Here is a 14,904-nt window from a genome sequence, read left to right on the forward strand (position 1 = left end):
GGCATGACCCTCACCGCCGAGGTCGCGCGCTCACAAGGCGCCCTGCGGACCTTCCTGCACGGTTTGCCCGGTGTCGACCAGGTCGGCGCGGAGCAGCGCGCCGCCATGCTGGGCACCCGGTCGATCAAGACGACGGCGAAGGCGCAGGCACTTGACCTGGCGATCCGCATGGTCGACCTGACGACCCTCGAAGGCTCCGACACCCCGGGCAAGGTCCGGGCGCTGTGCGCGAAGGCGGTGCGCCCCGACCCCGCGGACCCCACCTGCCCCAGCGCCGCCGCGATCTGCGTCTACCCGGCGATGATCTCGGTGGCGGCCGATGCGTTGCGCGGCAGTGGGGTACACCTGGCGAGCGTCGCGACCGCCTTCCCCTCGGGCCAGGCACCGCTGGACGTGAAGCTCGCCGACACCCGCGCGGCGGTCGCCGACGGCGCCGACGAGATCGACATGGTGATCAAGCGCGGTGCGTTCCTGGCCGGGCGGTACGCCGAGGTCCATGACGAGATCGTGGCGGTCAAGGAGGCGTGCGGCGACGCCCACCTCAAGGTCATCCTGGAGACCGGCGAGCTGGCCACCCTCGACAACGTGCGCCGCGCCTCCTGGCTGGCGATGCTGGCCGGCGCCGACTTCATCAAGACCTCGACAGGCAAGATCCAGCCGGCCGCGACGATGCCGGTGACGCTGGTGATGCTGGAGGCGGTGCGCGACTTCCGGGCCGCGACCGGCCGGATCATCGGCGTGAAGCCCGCCGGCGGCATCCGCACCGCGAAGGACGCGATCAAGTACCTGGTCATGGTCAACGAGACCGCCGGGCCCGACTGGCTGGACCCCGACCGGTTCCGCTTCGGCGCCTCCACGCTGCTCAACGACCTGCTCATGCAGCGGACCAAGCTCGCCACCGGCCACTACGCGGGCCCCGACTACTTCACCTTGGACTAGAGCGATGGACTTTCAGTACGCACCCGCGCCGGAGTCACGCTCGGTCGTCGACATCCGGTCCTCCTACGGCCTGTTCATCAACGGCGAGTTCGTCGACGGGCGGGGTGAGTCGTTCAAGTCGATCAACCCCGCCACCGAGGAGGCCCTCGCCGACATCGCGGCGGCCGACTCGGCGGACGTGGACGCCGCGGTCCGTGCCGCGCGCCACGCCTTCGACACGGTGTGGGGCCCGATGCCCGGGCGGGAACGCGCGAAGTACCTGTTCCGCATCGCCCGGATCATCCAGGAGCGGGCCCGCGAGCTGGCCGTGCTCGAGTCCCTCGACAACGGCAAGCCGATCCGGGAGTCGCGCGACGTCGACGTGCCACTCGTCGCCGCCCACTTCTTCTACTACGCGGGCTGGGCCGACAAGCTGCCGTACGCCGGATTCGGCCCGGATCCCCGCCCGCTCGGCGTGGCCGGTCAGGTCATCCCGTGGAACTTTCCGTTGTTGATGTTGGCGTGGAAGATCGCGCCGGCGCTCGCCGCGGGCAACACGGTGGTGCTGAAGCCGGCCGAGACGACGCCGCTGACGGCGCTGCTGTTCGCGGAGATCTGCCAGCAGGCGGAGCTGCCACCGGGCGTGGTCAACATCGTCACCGGCGCCGGGGACACCGGCCGGCTGCTCGTCGAGCACGACGGGATCGACAAGGTCGCCTTCACCGGGTCGACCGAGGTCGGGCGGGCCATCGCGCGGTCCGTCGCCGGCACCCGCAAGCGCCTCACCCTGGAGCTGGGCGGCAAGGCCGCCAACATCGTCTTCGACGACGCGGCGCTCGACCAGGCGGTCGAGGGCGTGGTCAACGGCATCTTCTTCAACCAGGGGCACGTCTGCTGCGCCGGCTCGCGGCTGCTGCTGCAGGAGTCCGTGGCGGAGGAGTTCCTGGAGTCGCTGAAGCGCCGGATGGCGCAGCTGCGGGTCGGTGACCCTCTGGACAAGAACACCGACGTCGGCGCGATCAACTCCTCCGCGCAGCTGGCCAGGATCCGGCAGCTGTCGCAGATCGGCGAGGACGAGGGCGCCGCCCGGTGGTCGGCGCCGTGCGAGCTGCCGGCCCGCGGGTTCTGGTTCGCCCCGACGATCTTCACCGGGGTCACGCAGGCGCACCGCATCGCCCGCGAGGAGATCTTCGGCCCGGTGCTGTCGGTGCTGACGTTCCGCACGCCCGACGAGGCCGTCGAGAAGGCCAACAACACGCCGTACGGGCTGTCCGCCGGGGTCTGGACCGAGAAGGGCTCCCGCATCCTGCACATCGCCGACAAGCTGCGGGCCGGCGTCGTGTGGGCCAACACGTTCAACAAGTTCGACCCGACGTCACCCTTCGGCGGCTACAAGGAGTCCGGCTACGGCCGCGAGGGTGGCCGTCACGGGCTGGAGGCATACCTTGAGCACTGAGTCACCGGCACGGGTCGCCGTGCGCAAGACGTACAAGCTGTTCATCGGCGGCGCGTTCCCCCGCAGCGAGTCCGGGAGGTCCTACCAGGTGCATTCCGCCTCCGGCGCGTTCCTGGCCAACGCCGCGCTCGGCTCCCGCAAGGACGCCCGCGACGCGGTCAAGGCGGCCCGCGCGGCCGTCGGCAAGTGGTCCGGCGCCACCGCGTACAACCGCGGCCAGATCCTGTACCGGGTCGCCGAGGTCCTCGAGGGCCGCCACGAGCAGTTCGTGAGCGAGGTGAAGGCCGCCGAGGGCGTCTCGCGCAAGGAGGCCACCGCGCAGGTGGACGCCGCGATCGACCGGTGGGTCTGGTACGCGGGCTGGTCGGACAAGATCGCGCAGATCCACGGCGGGGCGAACCCGGTCGCCGGGCCCTATTTCAACCTGTCCGCGCCGGAGCCGACCGGGGTCGTGGCGGTGGTCGCGCCCGCCGACTCGTCGCTGCTCGGCCTGGTCAGCGTCATCGCGCCGGCGATCGTGACCGGCAACACCGTCGTGGTCCTCGCCGCCACCGACCGGCCGCTGCCGGCGGTCTCGCTCACCGAGGTCCTCGCCACCTCCGACCTGCCGGGCGGCGTCGTCAACGTGCTCACCGGCAAGGTCGCCGAGATGGCGCCGTGGCTCGCGGCGCACATGGACGTCAATGCCATCGATCTCACCGGTGTGACGGACAACACGCTCGCCACCGAGTTGGAAATTGCGGCGGCGGAGAACCTGAAGCGGGTGATCCGGCCTGGTAGTCCCGACTGGACCGCCGACCCGGGTGTGTCACGCATGCTGGCACTGCTGGAGATCAAGACGGTCTGGCACCCCAAGGGGGTCTGACCGTCGCCAACCGGGCACACTAGGGTGTTTGTGCGCGAGGCCATGTAAGTGAGCAGTGTGCCCGCACGCCGAGCCGACTACGGAGGTCACAGTGGCCCGCCAGTCTTCCCGTCCGTCTTCTTCACGTCCGGCGTCCTCGCGCCCAGCAGCGGCGAAGAAGAGCACACCGGCGCCCGAGCCGGTCGCCGCCGAAGAGGTTTCGGACATTTCGGACACCACTGAGACGGCGGACGTCATCGACGACGTCGACGCGGTCGACGCGGTCGACGCGGTCGACGCGGTCGAGGACGACGCGGTCGAAGCGGTCGAGGACGACGCGGTCGAGGACGACGAGGTCGAGGCGCTCGACGACGACGCCGACTTCAACGAAGAGGACGGCGGCCGGGAGCGCTCCGCGCAGGCCGACGCGATGTGGACCGACGTCAACATCGAGCCGGTCGAGATCGCGCTGCCGAAGGGCGTCGGCTACACCCTGCGGGCCTACCGGCTGTCGACCGACCTCACCCCCACCGAGCTGGACGAGGAGGAGGACGACTTCGCGATCCTCCACCGCCGCGACGCCGACGTGGACGAGGACGAGGTCGTCATCCTCGACGAGAACGCGGAGCTGTTCGAGGAGGAGCCCGAGCCCCCGGCGGCGCTGACGAAGTCCTCGAAGAAGAAGTCCGCCCGCGACGAGGACGAGGACGAAGATTCGGACGACGCCGTCGCGAAGGACGAGTCGGACGACCAGTCGGACGAGGACGAGCCGGACGAGGACGACGCGGAGAAGGCCGAGGCGGACGTCATCACCGACTCCGACGAGGATGAGGACGAGGAGGAGCCCGAGGAGGTTCCCGCGTTCCTCGGTCACCGCGGCAAGCTGCTGCTGTTCCGCAGCGTCGAGGGCCTCGTCGAGTTCGTGAAGTCCGACGAGGAGCACGACCTGCTCCAGCTCGACACGTGGAGCAGCCTGAAGACCCGCATCACCGCCTCGGCGGTCGTGCCGAAGGACGAGGACCGCTACGAGTTGGACCTGGTCGTGGAGAACCTCCGCGGCGGGCAGGACGCCTGGGACGGCGAGCTGCTCATCGCCGCCGGCGAGGCCGCCCGCGACCTGGCATACTCGCTGCGCCTCGAGCCGGTCCGCACCGCCCTCGCCCCGGGCTCCCCGCTCGACGACCTCGACGAGGCGCTGCGCGCGGCGGCCGGCGGAGGCGTCGGCGGCTTCTTCGCCAAACGGCGGCTGAAGAAAATCGGGGCACAACAGGCAGCGCTCGGCTGGCGGACCATAATCGGCAAGATTTCTGCCGCTGTGGACTGGCGTGATTGATTTGTGACCGACAGGATCTAAGCCGTGGGCATTTTGGCACGGCGGGCAAGACCCGACCTTTGACCGGACGGGTGCGGCGCTGAGCGACGATCAGCCGATGACGGCATTCAACCGAAACGGCTGATCGCGCCACCCGCTCGTAACCTGTTTAGTAGAGGTCGTTCAGTTTGACCTGCGGCAACACACGGCGGGGTGCCGGGACACGTCCCCGCCGACGTGGCGAAAGCTCAACTGATGTCCCGAGAGGAGGACGACGCGGTGGCGCTCGTTCGGGTGTACTGCGGTCTGGCGTCGGCTGATCTCGCCGAGCCGCAGTCAAGCTCCGAAATCTGGTTGACCGTCGCGGTCGTCGACGACGCCGGCCGACTCATCGACATCTGCGAGGTGAGCGACGACGCCGGCGGCTACGCCGAGCTCAGCGCGCTGCTCGCGCAACGCTCCGGCGGGCAGTCCGCCGTCGCGGTCGCGGCCGAAAGCGACGACCACGTCGTCACCCAGCTGCTCACCGCGGCCGGGCGCAACCTCGCCTTCACCGACGACGACTCGGCCGACGACTACGCCGAGCGGTTCGCCGACGACGAGTCGCCGGAGGAGATCCAGTCCAACGCCGCCGAGCGTCGCGCCGTGGGCCTCGCCCGCGCGCTGCAGGCCGGCGTGCTCTCCGCGGTCGGGCAGTCCCCGCCGCGTGACATGCTGCCGCTCAAGCCGGTCCTCGCCGCCCACGCCGCGGTCGTCTCCGGCCGTCAGAGCGCCGCGGCGACGCTGCGGGAGGTGCTGCGCGAGCTGTACCCGGCCGCACTGCGTGCCTACCCGGACCCCGCCGAGGCCATCCCGCTGGCGATCCTCGACGCGCTGCCCGAGCCCGGCATCCTCGGCGGCGGTGCCGCCGGCCGGAACCGGGACGCCCAGGTCGTCACCGAACTCGCCGCCGGCGGTCTCGCCGACGCCGAGACCCTCGGCGAGGCCATCACCGCGCTGCGGGTCGCGATCGCCGAGACCCCCCGCCGCACCGGGGTCAACCGTGCGCTCACCGCCGCCGTCGCCGAGACCATCCGGCAGTCGGTCGCCGCGGTCCGCGCCTGCGACGCCGCCGCGTCCTCGCTCGTCGGCGTCCTCGCCGACAAGATGAGCCCGTCCCGGCTGCAGCCGGGGCGCCAGCGCCCCGGTTCGCCGCTGACGCCGGTCGCTCCGCTGCGCTCCGCGCAGCCCGCACCCGTCCCCGCCGCCGGTTCCCTCGGAGCCGTGGCCGCCGTCGGGCAGGACGCGCCGCCGACCCGCACCCGGGTCGCCGCCCGCGCCGCCGAGGCCGCCCGTGCCGCCGAGTCGACCGCCGCCCAGGGTGCGCCCGGGTCCGCCGCCGCCTCCTTCGGGGCAGGTGCCCAGCCCGCTGCCGCCGCCGGACGCACCTCCGCCGCGCAGGCGACCGGTGGTCGCCGCCGCGCTCAGGCCGCACCCGCTCAGGCGCTGCCCTCGCAGGCCCAGCCGCCGGCCGTGTCCGCTCCCCGGCCGCGTCGGTCGTGTCGAGCCCGCCGTCGCGTCGCGCGGTCGTCTCCGGCCCGCCGTCGGTCACCTCGACGCCGCCCGGCTACCAGCCCGCGGCCGCCTCGTTCGGCCAGCCGGTCACCTCCACGCCGCCCGGTTACGGGCAGCCGGTCACGTCCACGCCGCCCGGGTTCGGGCAGCAGGTCGCCTCCGCGCCCCCGGCGTACGGCCAGCCCGTCACGTCGACGCCGCCCGGTTACGGGCAGCCGGTCACGTCCACGCCGCCCGGGTTCGGGCAGCAGGTCGCCTCCGCGCCGCCGGCGTACGGCCCCCCCGTCACCTCGACCCCGCCCGGCTACGGGCAGCACGTGACCTCGACGCCGCCCGGGTTCGGGCAGCAGGTCACGTCCACCCCGCCCGGCTACGGCGTCACGTCGACGCCCCCGGCGTACGGGGTCACCTCGACGCCGCCGGGTTACACCGCGCCGCCCGGGCACGGGCAGCCGGTCACGTCGACGCCGCCCAGCTACTCGCCGACCTTCCCGGGCGCGTTCGACAACACGTCCGCCGGTGTGCCCGGCCAGCCGGCCGTCCCGCTGTACCAGCCGGCCGCCTACCAGCCGCCGACGCCGACGTACGCACCCGCGCCGCCGATCCCGCCGACGTACCAGCAGCAGCCGATCCCGGCGTCGATGCAGTCGATCCCGGTGCCGTTGCAGCCCGCGCCGCCGCAGCCCGTGCCGGTCGCTCCCCTGCCCGTCGCGCCCGCCCCGGTCGCACCGCCGCCGGTCGCCCCAGCACCGGTGATCCCGCCGCCGGCCGCGACCGAGCCGACGTTCGCGTCGCTGATGCCGACGCCTCCGCCGGGCATCGCCCCGCTGCTCGCCGAGAGCGGCTTCGACTTCACCCGGCCCTCCTCCGCGCCCCCCGCCGAGAGCGACAGCGGCGCGATCCGGCTCAGCGACCTCAGCTCCCTCGGTGAGCCGCCGAGCCTGGACCCGGCGACGCCGGCACCCGGGACGCGCAGCAACTGGCCGCTGAGCGGCGCCGACAGCACCGACGCGTTCGACGGCGACCCGCTCAACATGACGACGTCGGCGTACGCCGTCGAGACCCCGTCGTTCTCCTCGGACCTGAGCAGCCTGCCGCGCCTGAGCGACCTGCCCAAGCCGCCGGTCGAGCTGCAGGACCTCGAGGCCACCGGCGACTTCGGCGGCCGTGGCGCCGCGGAGCCCACCGCCGTCCGCTCCGAGCACGCCGAGCTGCTCAACCGTTCCGAGCTGAGCCGCTCCGACCGCAACCGGACCGACCGCAACCGGGCCGACCGTGACCCGCTCAACCGCTCCGACCTGGCGAGCCCCGACGGGGAGACCGTCGCGGAGCCGAGCCGGGGGCGGCGCGCCAGCCGTACCGACGAGGCAGCGACGACCGGACGGTCCGAAGGCCGCCGGTCGGAGCGCTCCCGCGCCGAGGCCGCAGAGCCCGCGCGTGAGCCCGCCCGGTCCGAGCGGTCCCGCACCGCGATCCCCCGCAGCGAGCGGTCCCGCGCCGAGGCGCCGGAGCCCGCGCGTGAGGCCGCCCGCACCGAGATCCCCCGCAGCGAGCGGTCCCGGACCGAGATCCCGCGGTCCGAGCGCTCCGCCGCGAGATCCCCGCAGGTCGCAACCGGGCGGAGCGCCCGGTCGAGCTGCCCCGCCAGCGCGAGGGTCGCGTCCCGCCGCCGTGGCAGACCGGCGACCTGCCGGCCGAGCCCGCCGGTCTCCGCCTCGTCGAGCCCGCACCCGTGCCGGACCCGGCGCTCACCGGGTACGCCGACGAGCTCAGCGGGGAATACAGCGGCGAGTTCCGCTTCGAGCCGCCCGCGCTCCGCCTGGTCGACGGCCCGGCCGAACGCGCCACCGCCCGCAGCAACGGCACCGGCGCGGGCCGCAGCCGCCGCGCCGCCGCCGAACGCGCCGAGGCGACCACGAAGCCCTCCGACGAGGCCGACGGCGATCTGTTGATATTCGCCGCGGCACGCTCCGCGTGGTTCACCGACTGGGACGCAGACAGCGAGACGGAGACCCCGGCCGAGCGCCCCGCCGTCAGCTGGGAGAACCAGAACGACTCCGCCTGGCGCGCCGCCGAGCAGGCCGCCCAGCCGAAGCTGGGCGACGAGACCTCGACGGGCCTGCCCCGGCGCGTGCCGCAGCAGAACCTGGTCCCCGGCTCCCCGGTCAACTCCCCGGAGCGCCCGCTGCGCATCGTCCGCGACGCCGCGCAGATCGCCGCGCACACCACCGGCTACTTCCGTGGCTGGCGCCGGGGCCAGGAGGTCGGCGGTTTCGCCGTCGGCGGCCGTCCGGGTCGCGAGGCGGCCGGCGGCTGGGACTTCAGCCGCGAGCGCGAGGCCAGCCGTGAATATCAGGAGCGCGAGTTCGAGTACCGCTCAGCGCGCCGCTAGGCACTGACACAGAAGGGCCGCCCATCACTGGGCGGCCCTTTTGCTTGCCTGCAATCCCATCACATTCACCTTGAGTAACTGAACGGTGATGGAGTGTCGACTTCGGCGTGCGGCGGTGGACCTGGCTGCGGGCCGTCGCGAGGATGGAGCGCAGGACATCGTCACCCTCGGGCCCGGCGGCGGCCGTAGCTGGGCTCAGGTGCGCGGTGGACGCTTGCACGGCACGTTTCCATGTTCTCGGTGGTCCGCGATCGATGCGCGCCTCTCAGGGCTCACCAGAGGGTCCGCGCGTGGTCACGGGTCGTCGGGATCTCCAGGCACGCGGGGCGCGCCCCTGGAGCCAGGTGCCTGCGAATCCCGTCGGCAGTGGGGAGGCTCGATCTGGATCAGGGTGCTCGTCAGGTCGAGCAGGTGGGCGGTGCCCGCTGTGCCGTCGAGCAGGTAGGCGGTGTCCGCCGCGAGGTCGAGCCGCCCGCGGAGGATGACGGCGTCGCCGTCGGAGAGACCGCAGGAGCGGGCGTGTCACTGAAGGAACGGATAGCGAGGCCGAGGCGTCGCCGACGGAGTCGACTGCTGAGTCGGCTGCGGAGGCCGGGCTGTGCGCGGCATGGAGGACGCCCGGACCGGAACACCGCCCGACGGCAGGAGCTGAGCCTCGCCGACAGGCAGGACCACGGGCGTCGGGGCTTCCGGCGGCAGGCAGGCCCGCAGGTGATGGGCCGTCCACGGCAGCCAGGACCGCGTGGGGCGGGCGCCTGCAGCAGGCAGGACCGCAAGCGGTGGGCCGTCGACGGCAGGCAGGACCGCATGGGGTGAGGCACCTGCGCCAAGCAGGACCGCGGAGGTCGGGCCGACGACGGCGAGGAGGCCCGCGGCGGTCGGGCTTCCGCAGCGGGAGGACCGTATGGGGTGAGGCGCCTGCGCCAAGCAGGACCGCGGGGTCGGGCCGGCGGCAGGGAGGCCCGCGGCTTCCATGGCAGCCAGGACCGCGTGGGGTGAGGCGCCAGCGGCAGGGAGGGCCGCAGCGGTCGGGGTGACGGCGGGCCGGGCGTCGCGGAGCCAGGTCAGCGCGTGGGCGACGGTCCATTCCGCGTGATACGGCCCCGGAGCGGCGTGGGAGCGGCGTGGGAGCGGCGTCGGAGCGGCGTCGGCCGGGCGTGCCACGGGACCGCCGTGCCGCAGGCCGCGGGTCTCGACCTCCGCGACCGGCACCCCGGCACTCGGCACGCGGCTCTGCGGGACGCGGCGCAGGGGCTTGAGCTCGACCGGCATGGTGAGCAGCGTCCAGGCCACGGCAAGACAGACGCGCGCACCGGGTCCGCCGTGCTGAGGTGGCGGACGCGGTGCGCGCGAGGACGTGCGAGAGAGGGGGGTGCCAGGGGGTGTTACGCGGGGGCGGTGGCCCGGGTGCGGCGCATCGACAGGACGTACTCGACGAGCGAGATGAGCACGTTCTTCGTCGACTCCCGGGAGCGGGCGTCGCAGGAGACGACCGGGACGTCGCTGGAGATCGCGAGCGCCTCGCGGACGTCGTCGGCGTTGTGATACTGCACGCCGTCGAAGCAGTTGATGGCGACGAGGTACGGCAGCCGCCGATGCTCGAAGAAGTCGATCGCGGCGAAACAGTCGGCGAGACGCCGGGTGTCCACCATGACGACAGCGCCGATGGCGCCGCGGACCAGTTCGTCCCACATGAACCAGAAACGGGTCTGGCCCGGCGTGCCGAACAGGTACAGGATCAGGTCACGGTCGATCGAGATACGACCGAAGTCCATCGCGACCGTGGTCGTCGTCTTGCCGGGGACATTGCGGGTGTCATCCACACCGACGCCGGCGGACGTCATGATGGCCTCAGTGGTCAGCGGCGTGATCTCCGAGACCGAGCCGACCAGTGTGGTCTTGCCCACGCCGAACCCTCCGGCGATGACGATCTTCGCTGACGTGACCCGCCCTGGGCGGACTGCCACGTCAGAGCCTCCGAAGTCCACTCAGCACCCTCTCAAGCAGTTCTGTGCCCACCGACTCGTTTTCGTCGAGCGAGGTCGGCTCGTACACCGCGACGAGTCCGTCGGCAGCCATGTCCGCAACGATGACCCGCGCGACACCCAGCGGAAGCTGCATGCGCGCCGCGATCTCAGCGAGAGACTGCAAGCGACCGTCGCAAAGCGTGGAAATGTATTGCTGTTCTTGTCCGTGAGCACCGCCCGGCCGAGAGTTGGCCGCTCGACCACGCACGGTGGTCTCGACCAGCGCCTCGATCGCAATATCCAGCTTTGGCCGGGTGCGACCTCGGGTGACGGCGTACGGCCTGACCAACGCGCCGGTTGGTTCATCGCGCTCGGCCATGGTCGCCGTTCACCTCCTCACTCGTCGGGCCTCGTCAACAGCTAATGCGTCAACATCTATTGCGTCATGAGCTAATGCGTAAAGCACCTAGTTCAGGTTCAGCCGAGCATCGATGCCGTCGGCCGGGGTGGCGGTGTCAATGCGTCACCGACCCGGTCGACCAGCAGCGCCATTTCGTATCCGACCTGACCGACGTCACACGCCCGGGCCGCAAGGACCGCGAACGAGGAACCGTCGGAGATCGACATCAGGAAGAGGAAGCCGTTGTCCATTTCGACGACGGTCTGCAGCACAGCCCCGCCCTCGAAGCAGCGGGAGGCGCCCTGCGTAAGGCTCACCAGGCCGGAGGCGATCGCGGCGAGCTGGTCGCCTCTGTCGCGCGGCAGATCACGAGAGGCGGCCAACAGCAGACCGTCTGCCGACACGGCTACCGCGTGGGCGACGCCCGGCACTCGGTCCGCGAAGTTGGCGAGCAGCCAACCGAGATCCTGCGTAGATGTCATGCCTCTTGCTCCTTGCCAACCTGCGAGTTTTGAGGCCCGGCCGAAGTGGGCTCCGGGGTTTTCGAGTCGTCGGACCGGGTGCGGCCGCGCTGAACGCCTCGGTGATACGCGGACAACAGACCACGCACGGACTCCGGTGTGCGCCGGTGCACCGTGGCGGGGTTCTTCTCCACCCCGCCGGGGACCAGTTGCGCCTGCGGCACGCGTTTTGGCAAACCCGTGTCGGTCGTCGCAAATTCCTGCTCCTCGGCGAGTGCGGCGGCCGCCTGCCATCCTTCGTCTGCCGCAGTCTGCCAGTTTACCGCCGGACCGCCGGATGCCCGGTCGGCCGAACCTCGCGAAGCTTCACCCGGAACCCGGGTTTCAAATCGCTGCGGCGGCACGTATGCCGTGTCGCTGTACGTCACCTCGACCGGGCGCGTCGCCGTAGTGCCGTTGGACACCGGTGCCGGTGTCGGCGGCGGCACCGGCATCGTCGCCGGGGCCGGCACATGGGCGACAGGCTCGTCGTCGAAGGTCGGGCGCTTGCTGGTGGTCTGGAACCAGGCCGACTCCAGCTCGCGGAAGATCGGCAGCTCCATCGTCTCGTCGACGAAGCGCTGACGGGAGTCGGCGGCCTCGCCCTCGGAGACCGAGGGGTCCCAGTCCAGCCGCACCCGTGGAATCTCCGCGGTCATGTCGACCGGCGGATACGCCTCGGCCTGCGGCTGCGCGTAGGCCTCCGCCTGCTGGGCCGCCGCGGCCGCATACCTGTCCGGCTGCGGCGCGGGTGCCCCGGGCGCGGGCGCCGGGGACACCGGCGGCCAGGCGGGCGGTGCCGCCGCGGCCGGAGGGGGTCCACCGGCGGCGTAGGCCGTGGGAGCGTCGTAGCCACGCGGTCCGGGGACCTCGGGGCGCTGCCGCGGGATCTGGCCGCTGACCTCGTCCTCGACCTCGCCGTCGACGTCCCAGTTCTCGTTGGCACGGCGCTGGGGCAGCGGGTTGAGATCGTCGGGCGACTGCCGGCCCTGGTCGCCGCCGACGCCGGTCAGGTCCGACCAGGCGGGCAGGCTGCGAGCGGGTCCGGCGCCGAGCGGCGGGCGACCGCCGAAGCCACCGTCGCGCGGGCCGGGACCGGCCTCACGCGGGCCGGGGCCGTGACCGCCGGCGAAGCCGTCGCGGGGCGGCGGACCGGAAGGACCCTGTCCGAAGCCACCGCCGTCGTGGAAGGCGTTGGGTCCACCGTACGGAGGCTGCCCGTTGGACACCGGCGGCGTCTCCCGCCGGGGCGGGGTGCCGTTGGCGAAGCCGTTGACCGTCGGGCGCTCGCCGGTGTGGTGACCACCGCCGCCGAACAGGCCGCTGCTGGTGAGCGTGCCGAAGCGCGGACCGCCGCCGTTGCCGCCGCCGGCCGGTGCCGGACCGCTCTCCAGCGCGAGCGGCGAGGCCAGGGGGGAGCGCGGTGCGGGCGTCGACGGGATCGGCCGGGCCTGGACCATGTCGTTGGGCCCGACGGCGGGCATGCCCGCGGTCGGCATCCCGGCATTGGCGCGGCCGGACAGCGCCCTCGGCACGAGGACCCCGGCGGGCAGCGTCATGTCGGCGATGGTGCCACGCTCCCGCGCGGCCCGCAGCTCGACCTTGACACCGTGCCGGGCGGCCAGCCGGGCGACCACGACGAGGCCCATCATCCGGGAGACGGCCACGTCGACCATCGGCGGGTTGGCCAGGCGCTCGTTGAGCTCGTTGAGCTGCTCGGGCGAGACGCCGATGCCGTGGTCCTCGACGAGCAGGACGGAGCGGTCGCCGACCCGGCGGGCCTCCACGATGACCGCGGAGTCCGGCGGGGAGAAGGCGGTCGCGTTGTCCAGCAGCTCGGCGACCAGGTGGACCATGTCGTTGACCGCGTGGGCCGCGATCTCGATGTCCCGGTCGATCATGCCGAACTCGATGCGCGTGTAGTGCTCGACCTCGGACTGCGCGGCGCGGAGCACGTCCATGAGCGGCGCGGGCTCGCGCTGGATGCGGGTCGAGTCGGCACCGGCGAGCACCAGGAGGTTCTCGTCGTTACGGCGCATCCGGGTGGCGAGGTGGTCGAGCTGGAAGAGCTCGGCCAGCCGGTCCGGGTCCTCCTCGCCGCGCTCCAGGCGGTCGAGGTGGCCGATGAGCCGGTCGACCAGGATCTGGGAGCGGCGGGCGAGGTTGACGAACATCGTCGCGACGCTGGCCCGCAGTGCGGCCTGCTCGGCCGCGGTGCGGACGGCTTCCAGGTGGACGGCGTTGAACGCCTCGGCCACCTGGCCGAACTCGTCGCGACTTCGGACCGGTAGTGGCTCGGCGATCTGCAGCGCCAGCTGGTGCGGCGACATCTGACCGGCGAGTGCGGGGTCACGCAGTCGCTGGACGGCCTGGGGCAGCCCGTACTGCGCGACGGTCAGCGCGCCGTGGCGCAGCTCCCGCAGCGAGCGGGCCATCGACCGGGCCACGATCCAGGCGAAGAGGATGGCCAGCAGCAGCATGCCCATCAGGGCACCGGCGGTGACGAGCACCTGGCGCTGCAGGTCGTTGCGGTGCGCCGTGGCGTCCTCGATGTTGTGCTCATCGAACTCGATCTCGATGCCGCGCAACAGGTTGGTCTTGTTCACCATGGCGTTGTCCCAGTTGGCGACGCTGAAGATGTCGCCGGGCAGTGCCTCGGTGGTGAGCGGGGTGAGCTGGCCCTCGAACTTCGCGGCCTCACGCAGGTCGGAGCCGGCGATCTTCTTGTCGAACAGGTCGCGGTGCCACGGCTCGGAGACGACCCGGAACTGTTCCTCGGCCTGTTCCTGGCCGTTGAGCGCGGCGTCGAACTCCTTGCGCAGCTGCGGAGTGAAGGCCCTGGTGGTCAGGACCCGCAGCACGACGACCCGTTCGAGGGAGACCTGCTCCTTCATCTCGGAGATCGCCGCGGCGGCGCGCATGTCGGCGCCCAGCGTCGGATTGTTGGACAGCTCGGCGGCGGCGTCGCGGATGCTCAGCAGGTCGTCGATCATCGTGCGGTAGCGGCTGACGACGGTGCTGGCGAGGATCTCCTTGCCGCCCTCGGAGATCTGCTTGCGCATCCCCGGCAGGTCGAGCAGCTGGGTGTCGATCGACGCGAGCTGCCTGCGGAAGTCCTCGGGCGGGTCGGCCAGGCCGGACCGGGTGAGCCGGTAGTCCTTGCTCGCGTCCTCGGTCTTCTGGATCTGCCGCTCGAAGGTGGCGCGCGCCTCGACGTCGGCCGGAGAGCCGATCACACCGAGGAGCAGCGCCGCGTTGGCGCGCTCGCTCTGCAGCTCGTGCACCAGCGCCGACGCCTGGGCGGACAGCCCCGACAGGGTGCGGGCCCGGTCGGCGTCGTTGGCCTGACCGATGTTGTTGACGAGGCCGTTCGTGCCGACCACGATCGTCGCGATGATCGGGACGATCATGATCAGGCCGAGCTTCGACCAGATCGGCAGGTCTCGGAGCCGGCCCACCGGGAGACGCAGACGCGACGAGACCGGCTCCCGCGTCGTTGGCCGTTTGCTCACTTCACCGCCCTCCGAACCGGGGCCTTGTGAAACAGCAGGCACCCGCGAC

The 14,904-nt window shown here is 72.3% G+C and carries 11 protein-coding genes; 7 read left to right on the forward strand and 4 right to left on the reverse strand.

The genetic code is table 11. From position 1 onward, the window contains the following. The first annotated feature begins 3 nt into the window (after positions 1–3). The 7 genes from deoC (at position 4) to OHA72_RS03070 (ending at position 8,476) form a co-directional block, all read left to right on the forward strand. On the forward strand, positions 4–939 hold the full coding sequence (gene deoC / locus OHA72_RS03040) for a deoxyribose-phosphate aldolase (protein WP_327006336.1): 936 nt from the start codon (positions 4–6) through the stop codon (positions 937–939). Between the two features lie 4 nt (positions 940–943). Then, complete coding sequence (locus OHA72_RS03045) at positions 944–2,374, forward strand: aldehyde dehydrogenase family protein (protein ID WP_327006337.1); 1,431 nt, start codon at positions 944–946, stop codon at positions 2,372–2,374. After that, complete coding sequence (locus tag OHA72_RS03050) at positions 2,364–3,239, forward strand: aldehyde dehydrogenase family protein (RefSeq protein ID WP_327006338.1); 876 nt, start codon at positions 2,364–2,366, stop codon at positions 3,237–3,239. Before OHA72_RS03045 ends, OHA72_RS03050 begins: the two co-directional genes overlap by 11 nt. A gap of 91 nt (positions 3,240–3,330) precedes the next feature. Continuing rightward, on the forward strand, positions 3,331–4,551 hold the full coding sequence (locus OHA72_RS03055) for a SatS C-terminal domain-containing protein (protein WP_327006339.1): 1,221 nt from the start codon (positions 3,331–3,333) through the stop codon (positions 4,549–4,551). Between the two features lie 234 nt (positions 4,552–4,785). Beyond that, positions 4,786–6,405: a hypothetical protein gene (locus OHA72_RS03060; RefSeq protein ID WP_327006340.1), complete on the forward strand. Its 1,620-nt coding sequence runs from the start codon at positions 4,786–4,788 to the stop codon at positions 6,403–6,405. Continuing rightward, on the forward strand, positions 6,402–8,036 hold the full coding sequence (locus OHA72_RS03065) for a hypothetical protein (protein WP_327006341.1): 1,635 nt from the start codon (positions 6,402–6,404) through the stop codon (positions 8,034–8,036). Before OHA72_RS03060 ends, OHA72_RS03065 begins: the two co-directional genes overlap by 4 nt. Beyond that, positions 8,033–8,476, forward strand: a complete 444-nt coding sequence (locus tag OHA72_RS03070; RefSeq protein WP_327006342.1) for a hypothetical protein — start codon at positions 8,033–8,035, stop codon at positions 8,474–8,476. Before OHA72_RS03065 ends, OHA72_RS03070 begins: the two co-directional genes overlap by 4 nt. Positions 8,477–9,861: 1,385 nt before the next feature. On the opposite strand, the gene OHA72_RS03075 is transcribed toward OHA72_RS03070, so the two are convergent. The 4 genes from OHA72_RS03075 to OHA72_RS03090 form a co-directional block, all read right to left on the reverse strand. Then, the gene (locus OHA72_RS03075) at positions 9,862–10,464 is read right to left on the reverse strand and encodes a GTP-binding protein (protein WP_203848113.1); all 603 of its coding nucleotides are present in this window, start codon (positions 10,462–10,464) and stop codon (positions 9,862–9,864) included. Then, positions 10,445–10,822: a DUF742 domain-containing protein gene (locus tag OHA72_RS03080; protein ID WP_033358337.1), complete on the reverse strand. Its 378-nt coding sequence runs from the start codon at positions 10,820–10,822 to the stop codon at positions 10,445–10,447. Before OHA72_RS03080 ends, OHA72_RS03075 begins: the two co-directional genes overlap by 20 nt. Before the next feature lie 98 nt (positions 10,823–10,920). Beyond that, the gene (locus OHA72_RS03085) at positions 10,921–11,325 is read right to left on the reverse strand and encodes a roadblock/LC7 domain-containing protein (protein ID WP_033358336.1); all 405 of its coding nucleotides are present in this window, start codon (positions 11,323–11,325) and stop codon (positions 10,921–10,923) included. Next, positions 11,322–14,801 (reverse strand): sensor histidine kinase, encoded by a 3,480-nt coding sequence (locus OHA72_RS03090; RefSeq protein WP_327006343.1) that lies wholly within the window; start codon positions 14,799–14,801, stop codon positions 11,322–11,324. Before OHA72_RS03090 ends, OHA72_RS03085 begins: the two co-directional genes overlap by 4 nt. Positions 14,802–14,904 lie beyond the last annotated feature (103 nt).

Source organism: Dactylosporangium sp. NBC_01737 (assembly GCF_035963215.1).
Lineage (GTDB): Bacteria > Actinomycetota > Actinomycetes > Mycobacteriales > Micromonosporaceae > Dactylosporangium.